We start from the raw sequence: 22,575 nt of genomic DNA on the forward strand, positions 1-22,575 counted from the left end.
ATGTCGTTAATCAGCATGTCCGGCGCCTGGCTTTCTTTCAGCGATGCGCCACTGTTAGACAACACCGAAATTCATATCGAAGACAACGAGCGCGTGTGTCTGGTCGGGCGCAACGGCGCCGGTAAATCTACGCTGCTGAAGATCCTCGGCAAAGAGATCCCGCTGGATGACGGCCGGGTGATCTACGAACAGGATCTGATTGTGGCGCGCCTGCAACAGGATCCGCCGCGCAATATCGGCGGCAGCGTGTTCGACTTCGTGGCGGAAGGCGTTGCGGAGCAGGCAGAACACCTGAAGGCGTATCATGCGATTTCCCACCTGGTGGAAAGCGATCCGAGCGAGAAAAACCTGGCGCGCATGGCGCAAATCATGGAGATCCTCGATCACCAGGGACTCTGGCAGCTCGACAGTCGCATCAGCGAAGTGCTGCTGCAGCTGGGGTTGAACGGCGACGCAGAACTTTCCTCGCTGTCCGGCGGCTGGCTGCGTAAAGCGGCGCTGGGCCGTGCTCTGGTGAGCTCGCCGCGCGTATTGTTGCTCGACGAACCGACCAACCACCTGGATATCGAAACCATCGACTGGCTGGAAGGTTTCCTGAAAGAGTTCGACGGCAGCATCGTCTTCATCTCGCACGACCGTTCGTTTATCCGCAACATGGCGACGCGCATCGTCGATCTGGATCGCGGTAAGCTAGTTTCCTGGCCGGGCAACTACGATCTGTACCTGCAGAGCAAAGAAGAAGCGCTGCGGGTGGAAGAGCTGCAAAACGCCGAGTTCGATCGCAAGCTGGCGCAGGAAGAGGTCTGGATCCGTCAGGGCATCAAAGCGCGCCGTACCCGTAACGAGGGCCGCGTACGCGCGCTGAAGGCGCTGCGCGTCGAGCGTTCAGAACGCCGTGAAGTGATGGGCACCGCCAAGATGCAGGTGGAAGAGGCGACCCGCTCCGGCAAAATCGTATTCGAGCTGGAAGACGTCAATTATCAGGTTGGCGAAAAAGTGCTGGTGCGCGGTTTCTCCGCTCAGGTGCAGCGCGGCGACAAGATTGCGCTGGTGGGGCCGAACGGCTGTGGCAAAACCACGCTGCTGAAACTGATGCTCGGTCAGCTGAAAGCCGACAGCGGCCGCGTGCACTGCGGCACCAAGCTGGAAGTGGCTTATTTCGACCAGCACCGCGCCGATCTCGATCCGGATCGCACGGTGATGGACAACCTGGCGGAAGGTAAACAGGAAGTAATGGTCAACGGCCGCCCTCGCCACGTCTTGGGCTACCTGCAGGACTTCCTGTTCCACCCGAAGCGTGCGATGACGCCGGTGAAGGCGCTGTCGGGCGGTGAGCGTAACCGCCTGCTGTTGGCTAAGCTGTTTCTGAAACCGAGCAATCTGCTGATCCTCGATGAACCAACCAACGATCTCGACGTCGAAACGCTGGAGCTGCTGGAAGAGCTGATCGACGGCTATCAGGGTACCGTGCTGCTGGTCAGCCACGATCGTCAGTTCGTCGACAACTCGGTGACCGAGTGCTGGATTTTCGAAGGCAATGGCGTGATCAAGGCCTTCGTCGGCGGTTACTACGATGCGCATCATCAGCGTGCGACGGCGAAACCGATTCGTCAGGCGGCGCCGAGCGCGAGCAAACCGGCGGCGGAGAAAAAGGCCGAACAGCCGAAGAAAGCGGCGGCCAAGCTGAGTTACAACCTGCTGCGTGAGCTGGAACAGCTGCCGCAGCGGCTCGAACAGCTGGAAGCGGAAATCGAAGCGCTGCAGGCGCAGATGAGCGATGCCGACTTCTTCACGCGGCCGCACAGCGAAACGCAAGAAGTGCTGACGGCGTTGGCTAACGCCGAGCAGGCGCTCGAGCAGGCCTTCGCCCGTTGGGAAGAGCTGGAAGCGATGAAAAACGGCTGACCGTTGCGATACCGCCCGCGCGCTGCTGCGGGCGGTATCGACGTGCCGGTGAGCAACGTTATTGAGGAGGAATATGGTGTGTTCCCACAACAATCATCAGCAGCATAGTCATTCCGCACCTTCGGCGGCGCAGCAGGATAACCTGATGCTGTGCCCGCAGTGCGACATGCTGGTGGCGCTGCCGCCGCTGGCCTATGGCAGCAAAGCGGTATGCCCGCGCTGCAAAACCACGCTCAGCGCCCGCTGGGACGAACCGCGCAAGCGGCCGATCGGTTACGCGCTCAGCGCCTTGTTCATGCTGGTGCTGGCCAACATTTTCCCGTTTATCAACATGCGCGTCGCCGGCCTCGGCAACGAAATCCGGCTGATCCAAATCCCGGAAGTCATGGTGGCGGAAGACTACGCCAGCATGGCCACCTTGTTTATGGTGTTCGTGCAGCTGATCCCGGCATTTTGCATGGTGGCGATCATCCTGCTGTGCGCCAAAGTGCGTTTGCCGCTGGGACTGAAAGAGTGGATGGCCCGGGTGCTGTTCCAGTTCAAAACCTGGTGCATGGTGGAGATTTTCCTCGCCGGGGTGCTGGTCAGCTTCGTCAAGCTGATGGCCTATGGCGATATCGGTATCGGCAGCAGCTTCGTGCCTTACTGTCTGTTCTGCCTGCTGCAGGTGCGCGCTTTCCAATGCGTGGATCGGCGCTGGCTGTGGCAGGACATCGAACCGGCACCGCGTCTCGATCGCCCGCTGACGGTAGGACGCACCGGCATGCGCCAGGGCGTGCGCTCCTGCGCGTGCTGCACGGCGATCCTGCCGGCCGATCAGGTGAGTTGCCCGCGCTGCCACACCAAGGGCTGCGTGCGTCGCCGCCACAGCCTGCAGTGGACGCTGGCGCTGCTGGTGACCTCCATCATGCTGTATATTCCGGCCAACCTGATGCCCATCATGGTGACCGAGGCGCTGGGTAACAAAATGAACTCCACCATCATGGCGGGGGTGATCCTGCTGTGGGGGGACGGCTCTTATCCGGTAGCGATGGTGATTTTCATCGCCAGTATCATGGTGCCGTCGCTGAAAATGTTGGCGATCGGCTGGCTGTGCTGGGATGCGAACGGCAGGAAGAAACCGCGCGCCGACAGCGAGCGCATGCACCTGATTTATGAAGTGGTCGAGTTCGTTGGCCGCTGGTCAATGATCGACGTGTTTGTGATCGCCGTGTTGTCGGCGTTGGTGCGAATGGGGCAGTTGATGAGCATTTATCCCGCGACGGGCGCCGTGCTGTTCGCGCTGGTGGTGATCCTCACCATGTTCGCCGCCATGACATTTGATCCCCGGCTGACCTGGGATCGCGCAAGTGAAACAATCAACAAGGAGCCGCAAGGTGACGGAAAATAATCATAGCGTCGCGGACGTCGAGAAGATCAAACGCTGGTCGCCGGTGTGGATCATTCCCATCGTGACCGCGCTGATCGGCGCCTGGATCCTGTTTTACCACTTTAGCCATCAGGGGCCGGTAGTGACGCTGGTGACTACGACGGCGGAAGGGCTGGAAGCGGGTAAAACCAAAATCAAAAGCCGCAGCGTTGACGTCGGCGTGGTGGAAACTGTCACGTTGAGCGATGACCTGAGCAAGGTGATGGTGCAGGCGCGTCTTAATTCCGGCATGGAGAAATTGCTGCGCCAGGATTCCGCCTTCTGGGTGGTGAAGCCGCAGATCGGCCGTGAAGGCGTTTCCGGGTTGGGGACGCTGCTCTCCGGCGCCTATATCGAACTGCAGCCGGGCAACAAGGGCAAAGACGGTAAAGACAACTACCAGCTGCTCGACGCGCCGCCGCTGGCCTCTCCGGATGCCAAAGGGCTGCGTATCGTGCTGGACAGCGAGAAATCAGGCCAGCTTAACGCCGGCGATCCGGTGCTGTTCCGCGGTTATCGCGTCGGGTCGGTGGAAACCAGCTATTTCGATCCCAAAGCGCGCGCCATGCGCTATCAGCTGTTCATCACCGCGCCTTACGATCAGTTGGTCACCACCAACGTGCGCTTCTGGAAAGACAGCGGCGTGGCGTTTGACATGTCGGCGCAGGGCATGCGGGTAGAGATGGGATCATTGACCACGCTGTTCAGCGGCGGCGTCAGCTTCGACGTGCCGGACGGCTGGGATCGCGGCGAACTGGCGAAAGAGAAGGCGGAGTACCAGCTGTTCGACAACCAGCGCAGCACGCAGGATTCGCTGTATACCGTGCATAAGGATTACCTGCTGTTCTTCTCCGACTCGGTACGCGGCCTGCAGCCGGGCGCGCCAGTCGAGTTCCGCGGCATCCGTCTGGGTACGGTGGCGCAGGTACCGTTCTATAAAGACGGCATGGCGCAGCGTCTGGATAACGATTACCGCATTCCGGTGCTGATCCGCATCGAGCCGGATCGCTTCCAGAAACAGCTGGGCGGCAACTTCGATATCGAAGGGCACTTGAAAGACGCCGAGTCCCGCGGCATGCGCGCCTCGATGAAGTCCGCCAACCTGCTGACCGGTTCGCTGTATATCGATCTCGACTTCTATCCGCAGGAGAAACCGTGGAAAGGGCCGCGCGAGCTGTTTGGTTATCCGCTGATGCCAACCACCAGCGGCGGTCTGGCGCAGATCCAGCAGAAACTGATGCAGACGCTGGACAAGATCAACGCGATGCCGATCAATCCGATGATCAACGAGGCGACCAAGACGCTGGCGGAAAGTCAGAAAACCATGAAGTCGACGCAGCAGACCATGAAGTCGTTGAACGACATCATCGCCAGCAAAGAGATGCAGGCGCTGCCGCAGGACATGCAGAAAACGCTGCTGGAGTTGAACCGCAGCATGAAAGGGTTCCAGCCAGGTTCGCCGGCTTACAACAAGATGGTGGGCGACATGCAGCGCCTCGATCAGGTCTTGCGTGAGCTGCAACCGGTGTTGCGCACCCTGAATGAGAAGAGTAACGCGCTGGTGTTTGAAGCCGCCGGCAGTAATGACCCTCAGCCGAAGAAGGCCACGAAATGATGAAATGGATCCCGGTAGCCCTGGCGCTGTTGCTCAGCGCCTGCAGCAGTTCGCCACAGAAGACTTACTATCAGTTGCCGGCGCTGGGCGCGCCGGCCGCGGCCAGCAGCAGCGGCGCCTCCACGCGCCAGCTGTGGCTGGAGCACGTGAGCGTGGCGGATTATCTGGCGCAGAGCGGCGTGGTGTATCAGACCAACGACGTGCAGTATGTGATAGCCCAGAACAACCTGTGGGCCAGCCCGCTCGACCAGCAGCTGCAGCAAACGCTGGTCACCAACCTGAGCAGCGCGCTGCCGGGTTGGGTGGTCTCTTCGCAGCCGATGAGCAGCGATCAGGATGTGCTGAACGTGACCATCAGCGGCTTCCACGGCCGTTTTGACGGCAAGGCGATCATTCGCGGCGAGTGGGTGCTGAACCGCCAGGGGCGCTTGATCAAACGGCCTTTCAGCCTGGAGCTGAAACAGGGTGAAGACGGCTATGATGCCCTGGTGCGCACTCTGGCGCAGGGGTGGCAGCAGGAAGCCCAGGCTATCGCCGCACAGATGGGCGGCATTTAGTCATAATTTGGTCTAAAATCGTCTAATCCCTGTCGCCGTGGAAATTCGTTTTTTCTCGCTGGCAGGGATTTCTATTTCATTTCAATTGGTTAACTCCTTCCCCGGCAGATCAGCCACTTAGCACTTTCCTCGGGCGTAGCTCACAAATATGACATTGGCGTGAATTTTGCGCATTGATCTTCTCTTCTTTTAGCGCTATTGATTACTCGTGGCTGCGCAAAAAGCAGCCATTGTTTTCTTTCCACCAGACCAAAATGAGGGAAACGAGGCATGAAGAGACAGAAACGCGATCGTCTGGAAAGGGCGCATTCGAGAGGGTATCAGGCAGGTATTTTAGGGCGTTCCAGGGAACATTGTCCCTACCAATCATCGGTGGACGCCCGGTCTCAATGGCTGGGAGGTTGGCGAGAAGCCATGGAAGACAGGGCTGTGACCGCTTAAGCGGCTCCCTGTCAAATAAAAGGAATAACCTCCGCCCTTTGGCGGAGGTTTTTGTTTCAGGCGTTTATTTATCCTGCCAGCGCTTCAGCAAAATACTCGCATTCACGCCGCCAAAGCCGAAGCCGTTTGATAAGGCGTAGGTCATATTCATCGATTCCGCCTGTTTCGCGACCAGATGCAAGCCTGCCGCCGCCGGATCGGGGTTATCCAGATTTAGCGTGGCAGGGGCTATCTGATCGCGCAGAGCCAAGGCGGTAAAGATGGTTTCCAGCCCGCCGGCGGCGCCCAGCAGGTGCCCCGTCGCTGATTTTGTTGAGGTTACGGCGACAGTCCCGGCCGTGCCAAACAGGTGTTTGATGGCGTTGATTTCGCCCAAATCCCCTACGGGTGTCGATGTCGCGTGCGCATTTAAATGCTGTACCTCCTCGGGAACGACGTTCGCCTGCTTCAACGCGATTTTCATCGCCCGATAGGCGCCGTTGCCGTCTTCAGCGCCGGATGTCATGTGGTAGGCGTCGGCGCTGGTGCCATAGCCGACGATTTCCGCGAGCGGGGTGGCGCCGCGCGCCAGCGCGTGTTCCAGCGTTTCAATCACCAGCATGCCGGCGCCTTCCCCCATGACAAATCCGTCCCGGGCGCTGTCGAAGGGCCGAGAGGCCTGTTGCGCCAATTCGGCCGGAGCGGTGGACATGGCGCGCGCGGCGGCGAACCCGCCCAGGCTGACGGTATCTATAGCGGCTTCGGTACCGCCGCACACGGCGATATCGGCTTCATCATTGCGGATCATACGCACTGCGTCGCCAATGGCTTGCACGCCGGCGGCACAGGCGGTGACCGGCGCGCCAATCGGCCCCTTGAAGTGGTGTTTGATTGAAACGTGGCCGGCCGCCAGATTGACCAGGAATGAGGGGATGGTGAACGGCGACAGCCGTTTGGCTCCGCGGCTGTCGGTTGTGCGCACCGCCTGGGCAATCGCCGGGAAACCGCCAATACCCGAGGCAATGACGGTGGCTGTGCGCTCTTGTTTTTCGTCCGTATCGGCTATCCAGCCGGCCTGACGAATGGCTTCATCCGCCGCCGCCATAGCAAACAGGATAAAGCGGTCCATTTTCTTTTGGTCCTTGGGGGCGACGGAGGCGTCGGGGTTGAAGCCCGCTTCAGCATCTTGCGCCAGCGCCGGGACTTGTCCTCCGACCTTGACCGGTAAATCTGCAACGATCTCGTCAGGCAACGCTCGAATGCCGGATTCTCCTTTTAACAAACGTTGCCAGATGGCTTCAATACCGCACCCTAGCGGTGAAACGGCGCCCATGCCGGTAATGACGATACGACAATTGCTCATGATGGCTCCTTGGTAAATTCGGGTAAATCGGCGAGGCGCCGCTGCCGCATCAGTTCGGCGCGTTGATATATGCCATCGCTTGCCGCCGGCCCTGGCGCCAGCGTAATGAACTGCGGCGGCACCGGCTGTTGGGTATCACGATTGACCAACTGGACTTGGATCGGCCGATCGTTGCGTCCGTCGACCAACAGGGCGCTGACGTCCCCGTCGGTCAGATGATTGTTGCCCCATTGTGAGAGCGCCGCCAACACCGGGAGAAAATCGTTGCCGCGCTCAGTAAGCAGGTAGTGATAGCGCACCGGCCGCGTTTGATAACGTTCTTTATACAGAATGCCGTGGGCCACCAAATCCTTCAGGCGACGCGCCAGTAGCGTGGGTGACATACCCAGACTTTGTTGGAATTCGTCGAATTTGGACAACCCCTGAAAGGCATCACGCAGGATCAGAATGCTCCACCATTCCCCGACGCGATCTAATGAACGCGCGACGGGGCAAGGTGCATCGCTAAAGCGGGTTTTTTGCATACCTTTCTCACTAAGTACAATAATTGTAGTTACTATGCTAGTCATGTTAGAGGATCTTGAGGGGCAAGAGAATAACCGGATGCAAAAAAAGCGCTATTGCACTGATGCGGGTAGTGAGGGAGGCCGCCTTTCAGGCTGCCTATTGCTTTGGCCGCTTCGGGTAAGAATAGGGTAAAGACCTATGGGGGAAGACATTTCGGTGAAGGGCGATGAAATAAGGTACACCCAGCATCAATGCCAACGTGATGAGATATTCCATAACGCCGACGGCGGCTAAAAGAAGATGCGGATGGTCTTTGAAAGTCGGGAAGTAAGAGAAAGAAATGCCATCACGTTTCGACGTGATGGCATGCGAAGAGCGTTAGAAGAGAAGGCAGTGGCCGCCTTCCCGCCAGCGTGATTAGAATGCGGTGGTATCTTTGAACAGGCCCACTTTCAGATCGGTGGCGGTATAGATCACTTCACCGTCAACCAGCACTTCGCCATCGGCGACGCCCATGATCAGCTTGCGGGTAATGACGCGTTTGAAGTTAATACGATAGGTTACCTTCTTCGCGGTTGGCAGCACCTGGCCGGTGAACTTGACTTCACCGACGCCCAGCGCGCGGCCTTTGCCTTCGCCACCCAGCCAACCGAGGTAGAAACCGACCAGCTGCCACATCGCATCCAGGCCCAGGCAGCCAGGCATGACCGGATCGCCGATAAAGTGGCAACCGAAGAACCATAGGTCCGGATTAATATCCAGCTCCGCTTCCACATAACCTTTGTTGTGAGTCCCGCCGTCTTCGGTCATTTTGACCACGCGGTCCATCATCAACATGTTACCCGCCGGCAACGGTGGGCCACCGGCGCCGAACAGCTCGCCACGACCGGATGCTTCGAGGTCTTCTTTCGTATAGGAATCGCGTTTATCTACCATGTTCTCAGTAAGCCTTATTTTAATGAAGGACGCAGGTTAGCTAACACGTGTACGCTGAACAAGTCCGATCAGCCGTGGTTGAACCAGTTGAGCCAGCGTAGCGGCCACGGACGGCGGCGTTCCTGCAGGCTCACCTGCGCAATCCGTTCCTGAATGGCCGCCAACAAATTCGGCTGTTGTTCGTCAGAGTAGAGGCAACCTGTGAGTAAAGGCAAGGCTTCCGCCGCGCTCTCTACCGCCCACAGATGGAATTGCCCTTCGCGTACCGCGTCGACGATATCCTGGCGCAAGCACAGGTGGCGCACGTTGGTTGCGGGCAAGACGACACCCTGTTTGCCCGTCAGGCCGCGGCGTAAACAAACCTCGAAGAAACCTTCGATCTTTTCGTTAACGCCACCTATCGGCTGTACGTTGCCAAATTGGTCGACGGAGCCGGTGACGGCGATCTGTTGGGTGATCGGTTGCTGTGACAGGGCGCTGATCAATGCGCACAGCTCAGCCAGCGAGGCGCTGTCACCGTCCACTTCACCATAAGATTGCTCAAAGACGATGGAAGCGGAGAAGGGCAGTTGCTGATCAAGATCCAGTTCGGCGATCAGGAACGCCTGCATGATCATCATGCCTTTAGCATGCAGGTTGCCGCCCAGTTCGGCTTTGCGCTCGACGTCGGTGAACTCGCCGTCGCCGAGATGCACAACGCAACTGATGCGCGACGGTTCACCAAAGCTGCGTGGATGGCCCGGATAATCCAGGACTGACAGACCGTTGATCTGCCCGACCACTTCGCCCTCGGTCTCAATCAGGATCTGACCCAGCTCGATCTCATCCTGCATACGCTCGGCCAGATAGCTTTCACGCCATTCGCGGGCATTCAATGCCGCTTCAAACGCTTTGGCCGTAATGCGGTCTTCTTCGGCGTACAGTGCAGCTTCGGACAACTGCTGCCCAAGCCAAACCGGCGAGAGTGGCAGGATGCCCTGATCGCCACTATAACGCACCGCCTGAACGATCAGCGGCAGCCAGGCATCGGCCGCCAACATCGGTAACTGCCGCTCGGCGATCACACCGTTGACGTAGCCGCACCACTGCGCCATATCATCAACTTCAGTCAGTTGCAGATCGTCTTCATATTCGCCATAGACCGCTTGTTCACTCAGTTCTGGCTCGATATCGTGGAAATCGGCCAGGCCGTGGCGGTCGCCGACCACAATCAGCCGCAGATCCAGCGGCATCGGCGGAATAGCAACCGGCAGCGGGCGGGTTTCGTCAGGCGAAACCCAATGGAACTGACGCTGGCCGATCATTTGCTTCAACCGCAGCCATAGCAACGGCTGGGCCAGCAGCGCCCGGGCTGACAGGATCAGAATACCGCCGTTGGCCTGGTGCACCAGGCCGGGCTGCAGAGTGATGTCGCCATTGTGGATCCGCACGCAACCAAACAGCTGCTCCGGTTCAATCCACTCTTGGAACACGCAAGCACCGCCGGCAGCGAAAGGTTCATCGCCATGGCTGGCAGGCTCTACGCTGACCTTGCCATCCTGAATGACATAGTGGCTGCCGCGGCATGCCGTGTTTTGCGGCAGCAGCGGTTTGACGGCGTTAGCGATCAGTTCCAGGTATTCTCGCGTTTCTTGCGCTTTCAACAGCATGAATCGCGGTGGCGATTGGGGGTGACAAAATAGCGTCAGGGCATTTTCCAGCCGAGGCTGAATGGCGGAAAAGGGCACGGGTGCCAACTGAGCGGCGGTATCAAATATCGCCTGATAAGGCGTTACGTCCGGCAATAAAGATTGCCATTCAAGTCGGTTATTGGTCAAAGTGTTAGATGCAATCGTTAAAAAGGGAAAGGGCGATTATACAAGAATAACGGCGGCTTGATACATGCGGAGTGCCAGTTGGCATCAGGGAGTTTGACATCACGCGGTGACTGTGCAAAAAACAGTCTAAAAGACGGCTTAATTGCCGGGGAAATTCGGCGCAAAGCTGTTATGCTTATTTGAAGTTACGCGGTCACTGAAGAGCTCAAGATGAAATATCAGCAACTGGAAAATCTAGAGAGCGGTTGGAAATGGAAGTACCTGGTGAAGAAGCACCGGGAAGGGGAGCTTATTACCCGCTACATTGAAAACAGCGCTGCTCAGGAAGCGGTTAACGAGCTGCTGAAGCTGGAAAATGAGCCGGTAAAGGTACTTGCATGGATTGCCGCTCATATGAATCCGGAACTGGATAACCGGATGAAGCAAACAATCCGCGCCCGCCGCAAACGTCATTTTAACGCAGAACATCAGCATACGCGTAAAAAATCTATCGATCTGGAGTTTTTGGTTTGGCAACGATTAGCTGCCCTGGCGCGCCGCCGTGGCGTTACGCTTTCGGAAACCGTCGTGCAACTTATCGAAGACGCTGAACGCAAAGAAAAGTATGCAAACCAGATGTCATCGTTGAAAGAAGACTTGAAGGCGATTCTTGGCAAAGATCCCAAGTAAGTGCGTGAGAGCGCCTTTGTGGCGTTTGGCCTTGAAGGGTTGTGGCAACAACAATAGGACGAAAAAAAACCCCGCTAGGCGGGGTTTTTTATTAGGCGAGTAAACTTAGCCCTGAGGCTGAGTTACAACGTCTTTGATACCTTTAACTTCGATCTCTACGCGACGATCTGGTGCCAGGCAAGCGATCTGAGCTTTGGTAGCGCGGCCAGATTTGTAGCCACAGGTGTTGCCAGTAACTGCATCTGCTTCACCCATACCACGTGCAGAGATTTTGTCTGACGGGATGCCTTTGGAGACCAGGTAGTCAACAACGCTTTGTGCGCGCTGTTCGGACAGTTTCTGGTTGTACTGGTCAGAACCAACGGCGTCGGTGTAACCCAGAACAACTACAGAACCGTCTTTAGGATCCATGGAGCTCAGCTGGGTGTACAGCTGATCCAGAGCCTGCTGGCCTTCTGCTTTCAGAGTAGACTTGTTGAAGTTGAACAGCACGTCAGACTTCAGAGTGAAACGCTTGGTTTCAACAACTGGAGCCGGAGCTGGAGCTGGTGCTGGAGCAACTACGTCATCCTGACCGAAGCGGTAAGAAACGCCCAGGCTCAGCATGGTGTTGTCTGGACGTGCGCCAACGGTACCTGCGTCACCGATGTTGCTTACGAACTGGTAATCCAGGCGAGTAGCCCAGTTTTTGGTCAGTGCGTATTCAACACCAACAGCAGCCAGCGGAGAAACGCCGGTGTCGTGGTCGCTCAGGCGAGTGCCGTTGCCGTAGTTAGCTTTGGAGTCTGCACGCCATACCATACCACCCAGACGAGTGTAGATGTCCAGATCGTCAGCAATTGGGTAGCTCAGTTTAGCGGCCAGTTGAACGCCCTGCGCTTTGAAAGCACCGTTGTTCACGCTGCCTTTGTAAGGCATGCGGCCGAGCCAGTCATAGCCCAGCTCGAAGCCCAGGTATTGGTTTGCCTGGTAGCCCAGGAACGCGCCGGCACCCAGCTGATCTTTGTGGGTTGGGCCGTTGCCGATACCGTTCTGGTAACCGTTACCGTAGAAACCAGTGTCGTGGTACTGGGACCAGCCCAGTTTAGCACCGGTGTACCAGGTGTTATCTTTTGGAGCGGCTTGCGCTACGGTAGCGAAACCTGCCAGTGCCACTGCTAATGCGATAGCTGTCTTTTTCATTTTGCGCCTCGTTATCATCCAAATAGGCAATGAGCTTTAAAGCTGTTTAAGCCCTTGGTTAAATTCCTTCGCCAAGGTTTAAGCCCTCGTTTGTTACTCGCCAGTTTTTCTGACGTTATAGAGCAACCTTGGCGATGTAAAGTCTACAACGTGGCGCGAAAGTTACAAGTGTGATGTGATAAGGCTCTAAAAAAAAACGCGGAATCGTACATATTTGCTAACGTTCTTTGCCTAAAAAAACGGCGATTCATCGAGCATTTTTGCTTGCCAAACCGCAGCCGGACTAGCTTTGTGCCTTCCCACGCAAAGGTTCCGCTTAGGGGGTGCGAAAATGATGGGAAAAATCCTAAATTTACTTAATGATACAAAGAAGAGTGAATTTTTAGGGTGGAACAGTGTCCGTGAGTCGGGTTAATGTCACGTTGAGGCCGCATGATAAACCCATAGGCATTACCCAATTCTGCCGCACGTCTTAATTTTAGACGATCCTCCTCCGTTAGCTCAGGCAACCAGCCGAGAACCACGCTGTAATTTCCCGTTTGCAGCGCTTTTTCCATTGCCTCGACCGTATTCACCGGGCTGATCTGGCTCAATTGCATCATCTTATCTACAGGCAGGCCGGATTGCTGCAGCCATTGTTTGCTTAATTTTTGCTGCGGCGTCAGCCACAGAAGCCAGCGAGACTGTTTGCCCAGTTGTTGCAGCAGGGGCAACAGCAATTGGGCCACTGCGGGCTGGCGCTCGTTGTAAACAAGTTCACTGATCAAGCCATTTTCTTTGCCGACATCTGTGTTCTTCGCAACATTGCGCGCTGTATAAGAGCCATGGCCGAAATGAGGTTGGTAGAGTGATTGAGTACGCATAAAGTTCCCGCCCGTCGTGTTACTGTATGTTTATACAGTATCCCTGATTTAGGATAAGATCAACCCAAATTTTCGTAGCGGCTCGCATAATTGCGATCATTTTTTGTACTGATGATTTTTGTGATTGGCAGGCGGGCGGATAGTGCGTATTTTTCTAATTAGTTGTTCACGTTACTTTTTTCATTGATGAGAGAAATAATACGGCCAGAACCTAAAAAGGAGGAACGCTATGAAAAGGATGTCGACGAGAAGAATCGCGCAGGCTAAAAATTGCTTTGCGGCGCTGGGAGCCATCACAACACGGTCACAGTTTGGTGGCTACGGCCTGCTGGCCGAGGGGGTAATGTTTGCGGTGATAGCGGACGGCGAGCTGTACTTGCGGGCTACGGCGAGCATGGAACCGGCCTTTCGTGCCAGAGGGATGGTCAATATGGTCTACTCCAAGCGTGGAGCGCCCATCACTTTGCGTTATTACTGGGTTGACGAGTCACTGTGGCGGGAACGCAACGAGCTGGTGGGGCTGGCCTGGCAGGCTGTCAGGGAGGCGCGCCGGGAGCAGCGGCTTAAGGCTGGCGATCACGGCCGACTGAAGGCATTGCCGAATATTGACGTTAATATGGAACGTCTGCTGTGGCGAGCGGGCATTCGCAACGCTTATGACCTGCGGCTGCATGGCGCCAAACGCAGCTATCTCCGTTTATTGAAACAGCAGACTAATTTGGGGCTACGAGTGCTGCTGTCGCTGGGCGGGGCGATAGCCGGTTATCATCAGGCGGCGTTGCCGGCCGAATTACGCAGCGAGCTAGTGCGTTGGTTCGATCATACGATGGCGATGCGCCGCCATGGGCATGAGCCGGTTATTCAGGGCCCATCGAACGGGCCCTGAATAGTTAGGCTGCCTTATTGATTTGGGCATGCAGCGCGGTGAGCTCTGGCAGCAGCTCGAGCACCAATCCCACCTGCTGCAAGACCAATTGTTCTTTGCTTTCAGGTTCCGGAACGGCTTTGCTGATGCGCTCCGCCAGCTGTTCCAACGCCTGCGCAATGCGCTGGCTGTTCCGTTCTTCCTGATGCAAGGCGCCGTCCACGTAACACACGGCGTCATTGAGCAGATCGAGCGTGGCCGGGGTGTTCAGCCGCTCGCGGTGCGCCCCCAATGCGGAGATATAGCTCAGGAGCGTGTGGTTCAGACAGAGCAAGCGGAAGGCGGCTTCCTGCAGCGCTTTGTCGGCTTTGGGATCGGCGGACATGTTGGAGATGACCGAAGCCAGTTCGGCATCGCTGTTGTGGGCATCACGTCGCGCGATGCGGTAAGCGAGGCCGTTATCCTTACCCTGGTGGTATTGCACCAGAATGGCGTCCAGATAACGGCAGTTGGCATTCAGCGTTTTATCCACCACCGCCGGCAGTTGGCGGAACTTCCAGTCCGGCCAGATAAAGCTGACTGCCGCCCAGGCGATGGCACAGCCCAGCAAGGTATCGTAAACGCGCGGGGCTGCCACTTCGAATCCTTCGCCCAACAGGTTAAAACACAACAGCACCAGCAGCGTGATGAACATCGTCGCGTGGGCATATTGTACGGTGCGGAAAGCGAAGAACAGAACGCCGGTGATGACGATCAACACCAGTTGCCCTTCCAATGACGGCACGAAATAGAGGATTGGCAGGCCGATCAGGATACCGGCCAGGGTACCGATGATGCGTAGCGCCAGGCGTCGGCGGGTAGCGTTGTAGTTCGGTTGACAGACGAACAGGCTGGTCAACAGGATCCAGTAACCGTGCTGCATACCCGTGAACTGGATGAAGGCGTAACCCACGCACAGTACCACCGACATGCGGATCGCGTGGCGGAACAGGGCCGACTGAGGCGTCAAATGGCGGCTGATGCGCAGCCGAATATCGCTCCAGCCGGTTAAGCGGTCGTCGGCCAGGCTGTTCTCTTCCGCTTGCCCGCTGGCCAGCGTCTGCTCTGATTCGATATTGGCCAGCTGCGCATCGATCGCATGCAGGTTTTTCAACAGATGCGCCAGCGCCTTGGTCTGCTCGTTATTGCCCTGGGTTTCGGCGATGCGCGCCAACGCCTCCTGAATGCGGCTGAAAGTCGGTTCAAAGCGCGGATTGTGCTGGTACTTTTGCCGCAGCAGGATCGATTGTGCCAATTGGCGGCAGGCGCGTGCCTGCATGCTCAGCAGACGCTGGAAGCGGAACAAAATGTCGCTGTGACGAAATTGCCGGCTGAGCGCGTGGTACTGAACGTGGGAAGAGCTGGCACGCTCGTGGATATCCTGCGCGACAAAATAGTAGTGCAAGGTGCGGCGGGTGCCGCGCTGGCCACGATCGCCTTTCAGGCGCGTCAGCAGCGAGGCTTTGGTTTGGTTAAGCAACGCGACCAAGGCGCTGTTGGCCATGGCGACATCCATCCATGGCAGGTCGGCGTCGCGTTCGGCGTCGGGATCGAACAGATTGGCTTTGGCATCCAGATAGTTGGCCAGTTGATCGTAACAGCGCGCCAGGTTCTCTTGCAGCGGCCGGATCGGGAACAGCAGGTGGCCTGCCAACGTCAGCAGGTTGTACCACAGCGCGCCGATCACCAGCAGCAGCGGTTGCTGATACCAGGCATCGTACATCGAGGTGCCGAGCATGGTGTAAACCGCGATCAGCAGCGCGCCGAAGGCGATGGTGGCATAACGCTGCCCCAAGGCGCCGAGCAGGATAAAACCGCAGGTCGACGTGGTTAAGCCAAGGGCGAACAACCAGGGATAAGGGAACAGCAGCTCGATCGAGGCGGAGGCAACAAAGAAGCACACCAGCGTGATCAGCAGGTTGCGTAACCTGCCGGCCAGGCGGTCATCCAAATCGGTCAGGGCGGCTGCCACCACGCCCAGCGTTAACGGGATAGTCAGCTTGGGAATGCCGAGCCACCAGGGAACGGCGGTGGTGCCGATCAGCGCAATGAGGATGCGCAAGTGATACAGCAGGTTGCTGTTGTAAGTATAACGACGAACTGCGGGTGCAAAAGAGCGCACGAAAAACTCCTCAAACGGAGAAAAAATTAACGCTGTTGATAGTGGCGGCGAGCATTCTCAATACGGGCTTGCTGAGCCATTTCTACCGAGACGACGCGGCGTCCCACCGGCCACAGCGCGATGGCGGCTATTTTGAAATTGGCGATGCCGACCGGAATGCCGATGATTGAAACGCATTGCACGATACCGGCGGCGATGTGTGACAGGCACAGCCACCAGCCGAACAGCACCAGCCAAATAATGTTGAGCAGCGAGCCGCCGGCGGAGAGCAGCGCATTGCTTTTTTCCGGATACAGTTCATCGACGTGCATCGCTTCGTTGCCGAACGGCACCAGCGACAGCTTGGTGATTTCCCAACAGGAGCGGGTAAGCGGCAGTGTGATGACAAGCAGCACGCTGAACACCGTAGCAATAAGCCAGCCTAGCGTGGTGAAGAAACCGCCCAACACAAAATTAAGAATATTCAGTACAGTACGCATAGACGTCATTCTGCTCTAATGATAGCCAAACCGCGATGCGGGCGTATTCACGATAAAAACGCAAAATCTATTCTACCCTTTTTTTAGCGCTAGAGTGCCACTGCTTATCGCAGGTAAACTGGCAGATATCCGTTATTTAATCTCAACATAGTCATGGCGCGACGATATGGAACTTAAAGCGACATCGCTGGGGAAACACCTGGCTCAGCACCCTTATAACCGCGTGCGGTTGCTGCACGCCGGCGTTGAGGTGAGCGGGGAAAAACATGAATACCTGATCCCCTTCAATCAACTGATTCAGGTCAGGTGCAAGCGCGGCATCGTCTGGGGCGAGCTGGAATTTGAATTGCCGGACGAAAAAGTGGTGCGGCTGCACGGCACCGAATGGCAGGAAACGCAACGTTTTTATCACTATCTGCAGCAGGCGTGGCAGCAGTGGAGCGCCGAAATGAGTGAGGTCAGTGCCGGCGTGTTGCAACAGCAGGTGGCACAGATTCAGCGCATAGAGCAGCAAGATAAATGGTTCAAAAAGTCTGAGCTGGGCAAGCTGCAACAGCAAATCCGTGAGGCTTTCTCCGCGTTGCCGATGCCGGTGACGCGTCTGGAGGAATTCGATAACTGCCGGGCCGATTACCAACTGTGTCTGCAATGGCTGCAGCAGGGGCTACACAGCGTCGAACAACGCAACCGGCAGTGGACCGATCGCATGCTGGAGCAACATCACGACTTCTTCCAGACAGTCGAAAGCTCACCGCTCAATGATTCCCAGAGTCGCGCGGTGGTCAACGGCGAGGATTCCGTTCTGGTATTGGCGGGGGCCGGCAGCGGCAAAACGTCGGTGCTGGTGGCGCGCGCCGGCTGGCTGCTGCGCCGTCAGGAGGCGCAGCCGGGCCAAATCTTGCTGTTGGCTTTCGGCCGCCAGGCCGCTGGCGAGATGAACGACCGCATCAAAGAACGTTTGGGTGATGTCGGCATTCAGGCCAAGACCTTCCATGCCTTGGCGCTGCAAATCATTCAACAAGGCAGCCGCAAGGCCCCGGCCATCAGCCGGTTGGAAACCGATGCCAAAGCGCGCAAAGAGCTGCTGATTACCCATTGGCGCCAACAGTGCGCGGAGAAGAAAGCGCAGGCCAAGGGGTGGCGTCAATGGTTGACCGAAGAGCTGGAATGGGAAGTGCCGGAAGGCGACTTCTGGCAGGATAAGCGCCTGGCGGATCGCCTTGCAAGCCGGTTGGAACGCTGGTTGGGGCTGATGCGCATGCACGGCGGCAGCCAGTCGGAAATGATTGAGCAGGCGGATGAAGACATCCGCGATCTGTTCTCAAAACGTATCCGGCTGATGGCGCCGCTGCTGAAAGCCTGGAAAAGCGCCTTGAAAGAGGAAGGGGCGGTGGACTTCTCCGGCCTTATCCATCAGGCGGTCAACATTCTCGACAAGGGGCGCTTCGTCAGCCCGTGGAAACATATTCTGGTCGACGAGTTTCAGGATATCTCACCGCAGCGTGCGCTGTTGCTGGCGGCATTGCGCCGACAGAACAAGCAGACCTGCCTGTTTGCGGTGGGGGATGACTGGCAGGCGATTTATCGCTTCAGCGGCGCAGAATTGACGTTAACCACGGCCTTTGCCACGAACTTCGGCGAAGGCGCGCAGTGCGCGCTGGATACCACCTATCGCTTCAATGAACGTATCGGCGAGGTGGCCAACCGGTTCGTGCAGCAAAACCCGCACCAGCTGAAAAAACCGCTCAACAGCTTGAGCAAGGGCAATAAAAAGTCGGTGGCGATCCTGCCGCACGAGCAGCTGGAGCCCTTGCTGGATAAACTGAGCGGCTACGCCAAGCCGGATGAGCGCATCCTGGTGCTGGCGCGTTACCATCATCTGAAACCGGAAGCGCTGGCGAAGGCGGGCACCCGCTGGCCCAAGCTGGATCTGGAGTTTATGACCATCCACGCCAGCAAAGGGCAGCAGGCGGAATACGTCATCATTGCCGGTTTACATGAGGGGCGTGACGGCTTCCCCGCCGTGGCGCGCGAGTCGGTGTTGGAAGAGGTGCTACTGCCGCAGCCGGAGGATTTCCCGGATGCCGAAGAGCGCCGTCTATTGTATGTCGCGTTGACGCGCGCCAAACATCAGGTATGGCTGTTGCAGGATCGTGAACGCCCTTCGGTGTTCGTCGAACACCTGCAGGATCTTGGCGTACCGGTGCAGAAAAAACCGTAGGCATCAGGCCTGGCGCCAGCCAGGCCGTGAGGATTATTTCAGGCGGTCTTGCAGGTAGCGCTGATAGTCGGGGATGGCGATCTCCACCTCGTTTTTGAACAGCGGAGAGTCGATCAGAAAATCGGCGGTCGAGCGGTTGGTGGCCACCGGAATATTCCATACTGTCGCCAGCCGCAGTAGCGCCTTCACGTCCGGATCGTGCGGCACCGCGTTCAGCGGGTCCCAGAAGAAGATCAGCATGTCTATCTTGCCTTCCGCAATCAGTGCGCCAACCTGCTGATCGCCGCCCATCGGGCCACTCAGCATGCTGGTGACGGGAATGCCGCTGGCGCGCTGGATCAGATTACCGGTGGTGCCGGTGGCGTACAGCTGGTGCTGCGCCAGAATAGTCTTGTGGCTTTCTACCCACTCCAATAGGGCCTGTTTGCGGTGATCGTGCGCCACCAGCGCAATGTGTTTGCGCGCGGCGATAGTGCGGGTAGTCAATTCCATCTCGGTGTCCTTCGCTCATCGGGGGATGTGCGACAGATTACTGAAACTGTTTTTCACTGCCTAGCGTTTGCGCCTGAAAATGCGAAGAAAAGGCGCCTTTACGGGGAAAGACGCCGGAAGGGATCAGCGAATCGGTTGTTTATTGGCCCAGCGTAGAAAACGTTTCTGTGTTTCCTTGTCGGCCTGTTGGAACCAGTATTGCAACATCTGTTCCGACACGTTTTCACCTTTCAACGTTACCGTCGGGGCGTTCAGCGGCGCGCCGGCCAACGCGAGGGCTGAGGGATTGCCTGCGTTCGCCTGAACAAAGGCCGGAACGGAGGCCGGGCGGTTCTGGCGGTTGTAATCGGTCATCACCTTTTCCAAATCGGTATTGAAGGTGACGCTGTCGGGATGCAGCGCATCATGTCGGAACGGCAGGGCGTTGCCGTCTTTATCGACCACCAGATAATTCAACGTTCTGTCAAAGCGTTGCGCATCACGATCGTTCTCGATGCGCGGCAGTTCGATCGCCACTTGGCTAATCTTTTGCGTATTGAAGGTGGCAACCAGCGGCAGGGACGTATAGGCCTGTGTATGCTGGCCGGAACGTACGGTTTTGGTCACTTTAAACAGCAGCTGGTGCTGCCCGCCGTCCAGTTCAAGGCTGTCGGCGCCTTTTAACAACGAACCTGTCATTTTCTTGCCGTCGACCACCAGCAGGTCGATGTCCGGGGAGAGTTTCAGGGTCGTAGCCGCGGCAGGCATACTGATGCTGAGCAACGCCGCAACCACCAGACCAAATTTCATCATTATCTCCTTATAAAGTGACGTAGCTCTAAGTGTTGAACACGGCATAGGTTGTGTCAAAATTTTTCAATCGGGTATTTTGTTTACATTTTTACATATTTTATCGCGTTTAGACACGACCGTGCGCAGCTGAACCGCGACAGCCTCTGACCATAAGATTGCGGTGAAGTTTCCTTCGCATTAGCGTTTAACCGAGCGAATGCCGATCGGTTACACTCGAAATGGAAAGTGACGCAGTGATAAACGGGAGTTGAAGATGCAAGATCAAGAGATTGTTGAGCTGTTGCAGCAGGTGAAAACCATCGCGCTGGTGGGCGCCAGCGATAACCCGTCGCGGCCCAGCTATGGGGTGATGGCGTATCTGTTGGCGCAAGGGTATCAAGTGATCCCGGTCAGCCCAAAACTGGCGGGGCAGACGCTGCTGGGGCAGCCGGTTTATGCCACGCTGGCCGCTATCCCACAGCCGGTGGATATGGTTGATGTGTTTCGCAATTCGGAGGCGGCTTACGGCGTGGCGCAAGAGGCGATAGCGATCGGCGCCAAGGCGCTGTGGCTACAGATCGGCGTGATTAACGATCAGGCGGCGGAGCTGGCGCAACAGGCCGGGCTGCAGGTGGTGATGGATCGCTGCCCGAAAATCGAAATCCCGCGTTTAGGGCTGGAGCGCTAAATAAAAAAAGGGCCTGGCGCGATGCCGGGCCCTCTCGGGGTTTCTCAGGTCTTGGCGCGGTCAATTGCGCAAACGTGGCGCCTGTAACTGGTGACGGATGGATTCCGCCAGTTCATCCAGCGATGGTTGCTCGGGGTGCGCTTCCTGGGGCTCGCCATCCAGCTGCGCTTCCGCCAGATAGGTGTGCACCGGTTGGCCTTCCTCGTCCTCCATCACCACGTGGTACCAAGGGGCGGAACGCAGTTCGTCGTTCGCCGCTATCTCGTCAGCTTTGGGTTGTTCTAAAGAGTATTCCGGGTCGATATCGATCACGACGCCCAAATACCCCAGCAGTTTATGCCTAACCTGTTGTCCGATACCGAATTTGCTGGCAATCATGATGACCTCCTGAGAAACAATGCCTTGCTCATATATGGGGGCAAGGCAGCGCATTTCAAGTTACATCACCCGACAAGCGAAGCCTTTCAGATACAGCCCCTCAGGATACGTGGCGATCACCGGGTGATCGGCAGCCTGGCGGAACTGTTCTATAAATTGTACATCACGTCCGGCATCTACAGCGGCATCGGCCAAAATTTTCTGGAACAGGTCGGTCGGCATCAGGCCGGAGCAGGAGAAGCTGAGCAGAATGCCGCCTGGATTCAGCAACTGCAGCGCCAGCATGTTGATGTCCTTGTAACCGCGGCAGGCGCTGGCCAGCTGATTCTTGTTCTCGACGAATTTAGGCGGATCCATGATGATCAGATCGAATTTTTCGCCTTGAGCGCGGTAGTTGCGCAGCAGTTGGAACACGTCATCACGAACGAACTCCGCCTTGTTCAGATCGAGCTTATTGAGCTCGACGTTCTGTTTGGCGATGTCCAGCGCTGCCTGCGAGGTATCCACGCTGATCACCTGTGCGCAGCCGCCCATCAGAGCGGAAACGGCGAAGGCGCCGGTGTAGGAGAAGCAGTTCAGCACCCGGCGGCCGGCAGAGTAGTTCCGCACCGCCAGGCGACTGTCGCGCTGGTCGAGGTAGAAACCGGTCTTGTGCCCTTGCTGAATGTCCACCAGCAGCTTCATGCCGTGCTCGGTGATAGGCAGCAGTTCCGGCGGCAGATCGCCCAGCACCGGGCCCTGCGCCAGCGGCAGGCCTTCTTTTTTACGCACCGCAACGTCGGAGCGATCGTAAATCGAACATTCCGGGTAGCAATGCTGCAGGGCGGAAAGCAGGGCCGGGCGCTGGTATTCGGCACCGGCGGACAGCAGCTGCAGCACCAGGAAATTCTGGAAGCGATCGATAGTGATGCCCGGCAGGCCGTCGGATTCGCCGGCGATCAGACGGTATCCGTCCAGACCGTCGCGCTGTGCGACCCAATCGCGCCAGCTTTGCGCTTGCTGCAGGCGGCGAATGAAGAAATCGATGTTAATCTCTTCATCCTGCTGGAAAGTCCAGACGCGTGCGCGGATCTGCGACTCGGGCGAATAGGCGCCGCGAGCCAGCCATTTGCCCTGGCTGTCGAGAATATCGATGGTTTCACCGGAGTGGGCTTTGCCCTCAACGCGTTGAACGGCACCGGAGAACACCCAAGGGTGACGGCGGAGTAAGGACTTTTCACGTCCTTTGGCGAGAAACAGGCGTACGGTCATAATTAATAATGCTGCCAGCTAGGATAG

General features: G+C 57.2%; 21 protein-coding genes. 9 read left to right on the forward strand and 12 right to left on the reverse strand.

The window, feature by feature from the left end; translation table 11 throughout:
- From ACMGGW_RS07120 to rmf, 5 genes are all read left to right on the forward strand, one after another.
- The gene (locus tag ACMGGW_RS07120) at positions 1 to 1,905 is read left to right on the forward strand and encodes an ABC transporter ATP-binding protein (RefSeq protein WP_164062673.1); all 1,905 of its coding nucleotides are present in this window, start codon (positions 1 to 3) and stop codon (positions 1,903 to 1,905) included.
- 76 nt (positions 1,906 to 1,981) lie between these two features.
- Positions 1,982 to 3,295 carry a membrane integrity-associated transporter subunit PqiA gene (gene pqiA / locus ACMGGW_RS07125; RefSeq protein ID WP_420279538.1) on the forward strand — a complete coding sequence of 438 codons (1,314 nt, stop codon included), beginning with the start codon at positions 1,982 to 1,984 and terminating at the stop codon, positions 3,293 to 3,295.
- Positions 3,282 to 4,928, forward strand: coding sequence for an intermembrane transport protein PqiB (pqiB, locus tag ACMGGW_RS07130; RefSeq protein ID WP_025302305.1), 1,647 nt, complete (start codon positions 3,282 to 3,284; stop codon positions 4,926 to 4,928). Before pqiA ends, pqiB begins: the two co-directional genes overlap by 14 nt.
- The gene (gene pqiC, locus ACMGGW_RS07135) at positions 4,925 to 5,485 is read left to right on the forward strand and encodes a membrane integrity-associated transporter subunit PqiC (RefSeq protein WP_043137613.1); all 561 of its coding nucleotides are present in this window, start codon (positions 4,925 to 4,927) and stop codon (positions 5,483 to 5,485) included. Before pqiB ends, pqiC begins: the two co-directional genes overlap by 4 nt.
- 270 nt (positions 5,486 to 5,755) lie before the next feature.
- The gene (gene rmf, locus ACMGGW_RS07140) at positions 5,756 to 5,926 is read left to right on the forward strand and encodes a ribosome modulation factor (protein ID WP_004928150.1); all 171 of its coding nucleotides are present in this window, start codon (positions 5,756 to 5,758) and stop codon (positions 5,924 to 5,926) included.
- Positions 5,927 to 5,990: 64 nt separating this feature from the next.
- Here the strand turns inward: rmf and fabF are convergent, their stop codons facing one another.
- The 4 genes from fabF to ACMGGW_RS07160 all read right to left on the reverse strand — a co-directional run bounded on the left by fabF (position 5,991) and on the right by ACMGGW_RS07160 (position 10,528).
- A complete protein-coding gene (fabF, locus tag ACMGGW_RS07145) occupies positions 5,991 to 7,268 on the reverse strand; it encodes a beta-ketoacyl-ACP synthase II (RefSeq protein WP_025302307.1) in 1,278 nt (425 codons plus the stop codon).
- On the reverse strand, positions 7,265 to 7,792 hold the full coding sequence (locus ACMGGW_RS07150) for a winged helix-turn-helix transcriptional regulator (RefSeq protein WP_025302308.1): 528 nt from the start codon (positions 7,790 to 7,792) through the stop codon (positions 7,265 to 7,267). The genes fabF and ACMGGW_RS07150 overlap by 4 nt, the downstream gene beginning before the upstream one ends.
- 400 nt (positions 7,793 to 8,192) lie before the next feature.
- Positions 8,193 to 8,711, reverse strand: a complete 519-nt coding sequence (fabA, locus tag ACMGGW_RS07155; protein ID WP_004928144.1) for a bifunctional 3-hydroxydecanoyl-ACP dehydratase/trans-2-decenoyl-ACP isomerase — start codon at positions 8,709 to 8,711, stop codon at positions 8,193 to 8,195.
- A 68-nt stretch (positions 8,712 to 8,779) separates the two neighbouring features.
- On the reverse strand, positions 8,780 to 10,528 hold the full coding sequence (locus tag ACMGGW_RS07160; protein ID WP_162495999.1) for an AAA family ATPase: 1,749 nt from the start codon (positions 10,526 to 10,528) through the stop codon (positions 8,780 to 8,782).
- Positions 10,529 to 10,738: 210 nt separating this feature from the next.
- Between ACMGGW_RS07160 and matP the strand changes: the two genes are divergently transcribed.
- Positions 10,739 to 11,197: a macrodomain Ter protein MatP gene (gene matP, locus ACMGGW_RS07165; RefSeq protein WP_004928138.1), complete on the forward strand. Its 459-nt coding sequence runs from the start codon at positions 10,739 to 10,741 to the stop codon at positions 11,195 to 11,197.
- Between the two features lie 105 nt (positions 11,198 to 11,302).
- Here matP and ompA read toward each other — a convergent pair whose 3' ends face one another.
- Both ompA and sulA read right to left on the reverse strand, forming a co-directional pair.
- On the reverse strand, positions 11,303 to 12,379 hold the full coding sequence (gene ompA, locus ACMGGW_RS07170; RefSeq protein ID WP_049296036.1) for a porin OmpA: 1,077 nt from the start codon (positions 12,377 to 12,379) through the stop codon (positions 11,303 to 11,305).
- Between the two features lie 356 nt (positions 12,380 to 12,735).
- Positions 12,736 to 13,242 (reverse strand): SOS-induced cell division inhibitor SulA, encoded by a 507-nt coding sequence (sulA, locus tag ACMGGW_RS07175; protein WP_025302310.1) that lies wholly within the window; start codon positions 13,240 to 13,242, stop codon positions 12,736 to 12,738.
- A gap of 229 nt (positions 13,243 to 13,471) precedes the next feature.
- Here sulA and ACMGGW_RS07180 point away from each other — a divergent pair, with 229 nt between their 5' ends.
- Positions 13,472 to 14,128 (forward strand): TfoX/Sxy family DNA transformation protein, encoded by a 657-nt coding sequence (locus ACMGGW_RS07180; RefSeq protein ID WP_025302311.1) that lies wholly within the window; start codon positions 13,472 to 13,474, stop codon positions 14,126 to 14,128.
- Positions 14,129 to 14,132: 4 nt separating this feature from the next.
- On the opposite strand, the gene yccS is transcribed toward ACMGGW_RS07180, so the two are convergent.
- Both yccS and ACMGGW_RS07190 read right to left on the reverse strand, forming a co-directional pair.
- Complete coding sequence (gene yccS / locus ACMGGW_RS07185) at positions 14,133 to 16,268, reverse strand: YccS family putative transporter (RefSeq protein ID WP_197832198.1); 2,136 nt, start codon at positions 16,266 to 16,268, stop codon at positions 14,133 to 14,135.
- A 26-nt stretch (positions 16,269 to 16,294) separates the two neighbouring features.
- A complete protein-coding gene (locus tag ACMGGW_RS07190) occupies positions 16,295 to 16,747 on the reverse strand; it encodes a YccF domain-containing protein (RefSeq protein WP_049204263.1) in 453 nt (150 codons plus the stop codon).
- A gap of 166 nt (positions 16,748 to 16,913) precedes the next feature.
- Between ACMGGW_RS07190 and helD the strand changes: the two genes are divergently transcribed.
- On the forward strand, positions 16,914 to 18,968 hold the full coding sequence (gene helD, locus ACMGGW_RS07195; protein WP_099817385.1) for a DNA helicase IV: 2,055 nt from the start codon (positions 16,914 to 16,916) through the stop codon (positions 18,966 to 18,968).
- A gap of 33 nt (positions 18,969 to 19,001) precedes the next feature.
- Here helD and ACMGGW_RS07200 read toward each other — a convergent pair whose 3' ends face one another.
- Positions 19,002 to 19,460 (reverse strand): methylglyoxal synthase, encoded by a 459-nt coding sequence (locus ACMGGW_RS07200; RefSeq protein WP_016928284.1) that lies wholly within the window; start codon positions 19,458 to 19,460, stop codon positions 19,002 to 19,004.
- Between the two features lie 123 nt (positions 19,461 to 19,583).
- A complete protein-coding gene (locus ACMGGW_RS07205; RefSeq protein WP_025302315.1) occupies positions 19,584 to 20,249 on the reverse strand; it encodes a DUF2057 family protein in 666 nt (221 codons plus the stop codon).
- A gap of 256 nt (positions 20,250 to 20,505) precedes the next feature.
- On the opposite strand from ACMGGW_RS07205, the gene ACMGGW_RS07210 reads away from it, so the two are divergent.
- Positions 20,506 to 20,919, forward strand: coding sequence for a CoA-binding protein (locus ACMGGW_RS07210; RefSeq protein ID WP_025302316.1), 414 nt, complete (start codon positions 20,506 to 20,508; stop codon positions 20,917 to 20,919).
- Between the two features lie 60 nt (positions 20,920 to 20,979).
- Here the strand turns inward: ACMGGW_RS07210 and hspQ are convergent, their stop codons facing one another.
- Both hspQ and rlmI read right to left on the reverse strand, forming a co-directional pair.
- On the reverse strand, positions 20,980 to 21,297 hold the full coding sequence (gene hspQ / locus ACMGGW_RS07215) for a heat shock protein HspQ (RefSeq protein ID WP_004928104.1): 318 nt from the start codon (positions 21,295 to 21,297) through the stop codon (positions 20,980 to 20,982).
- A gap of 60 nt (positions 21,298 to 21,357) precedes the next feature.
- The gene (gene rlmI / locus ACMGGW_RS07220) at positions 21,358 to 22,548 is read right to left on the reverse strand and encodes a 23S rRNA (cytosine(1962)-C(5))-methyltransferase RlmI (protein ID WP_197832197.1); all 1,191 of its coding nucleotides are present in this window, start codon (positions 22,546 to 22,548) and stop codon (positions 21,358 to 21,360) included.
- Positions 22,549 to 22,575 lie beyond the last annotated feature (27 nt).

Origin of the sequence: Serratia sp. BNK-4, from assembly GCF_048685115.1 — a bacterium.
Taxonomy (GTDB): domain Bacteria; phylum Pseudomonadota; class Gammaproteobacteria; order Enterobacterales; family Enterobacteriaceae; genus Serratia; species Serratia bockelmannii.

Excerpts from the sequence above, each read along its gene's own strand:
- rmf (WP_004928150.1), top strand. The coding sequence starts at position 5,756 with ATGAAGAGACAGAAACGCGATCGTCTGGAAAGGGCGCATTCGAGAGGG.
- rlmI (WP_197832197.1), bottom strand. The coding sequence starts at position 22,548 with ATGACCGTACGCCTGTTTCTCGCCAAAGGACGTGAAAAGTCCTTACTC.
- matP (WP_004928138.1), top strand. The coding sequence starts at position 10,739 with ATGAAATATCAGCAACTGGAAAATCTAGAGAGCGGTTGGAAATGGAAG.
- helD (WP_099817385.1), top strand. The coding sequence starts at position 16,914 with ATGGAACTTAAAGCGACATCGCTGGGGAAACACCTGGCTCAGCACCCT.
- ACMGGW_RS07200 (WP_016928284.1), bottom strand. The coding sequence starts at position 19,460 with ATGGAATTGACTACCCGCACTATCGCCGCGCGCAAACACATTGCGCTG.
- ompA (WP_049296036.1), bottom strand. The coding sequence starts at position 12,379 with ATGAAAAAGACAGCTATCGCATTAGCAGTGGCACTGGCAGGTTTCGCT.
- ACMGGW_RS07210 (WP_025302316.1), top strand. The coding sequence starts at position 20,506 with ATGCAAGATCAAGAGATTGTTGAGCTGTTGCAGCAGGTGAAAACCATC.
- sulA (WP_025302310.1), bottom strand. The coding sequence starts at position 13,242 with ATGCGTACTCAATCACTCTACCAACCTCATTTCGGCCATGGCTCTTAT.
- pqiC (WP_043137613.1), top strand. The coding sequence starts at position 4,925 with ATGATGAAATGGATCCCGGTAGCCCTGGCGCTGTTGCTCAGCGCCTGC.
- ACMGGW_RS07205 (WP_025302315.1), bottom strand. The coding sequence starts at position 20,249 with ATGAAATTTGGTCTGGTGGTTGCGGCGTTGCTCAGCATCAGTATGCCT.
- ACMGGW_RS07120 (WP_164062673.1), top strand. The coding sequence starts at position 1 with ATGTCGTTAATCAGCATGTCCGGCGCCTGGCTTTCTTTCAGCGATGCG.
- hspQ (WP_004928104.1), bottom strand. The coding sequence starts at position 21,297 with ATGATTGCCAGCAAATTCGGTATCGGACAACAGGTTAGGCATAAACTG.
- ACMGGW_RS07150 (WP_025302308.1), bottom strand. The coding sequence starts at position 7,792 with ATGCAAAAAACCCGCTTTAGCGATGCACCTTGCCCCGTCGCGCGTTCA.
- fabF (WP_025302307.1), bottom strand. The coding sequence starts at position 7,268 with ATGAGCAATTGTCGTATCGTCATTACCGGCATGGGCGCCGTTTCACCG.
- fabA (WP_004928144.1), bottom strand. The coding sequence starts at position 8,711 with ATGGTAGATAAACGCGATTCCTATACGAAAGAAGACCTCGAAGCATCC.
- ACMGGW_RS07190 (WP_049204263.1), bottom strand. The coding sequence starts at position 16,747 with ATGCGTACTGTACTGAATATTCTTAATTTTGTGTTGGGCGGTTTCTTC.
- ACMGGW_RS07180 (WP_025302311.1), top strand. The coding sequence starts at position 13,472 with ATGAAAAGGATGTCGACGAGAAGAATCGCGCAGGCTAAAAATTGCTTT.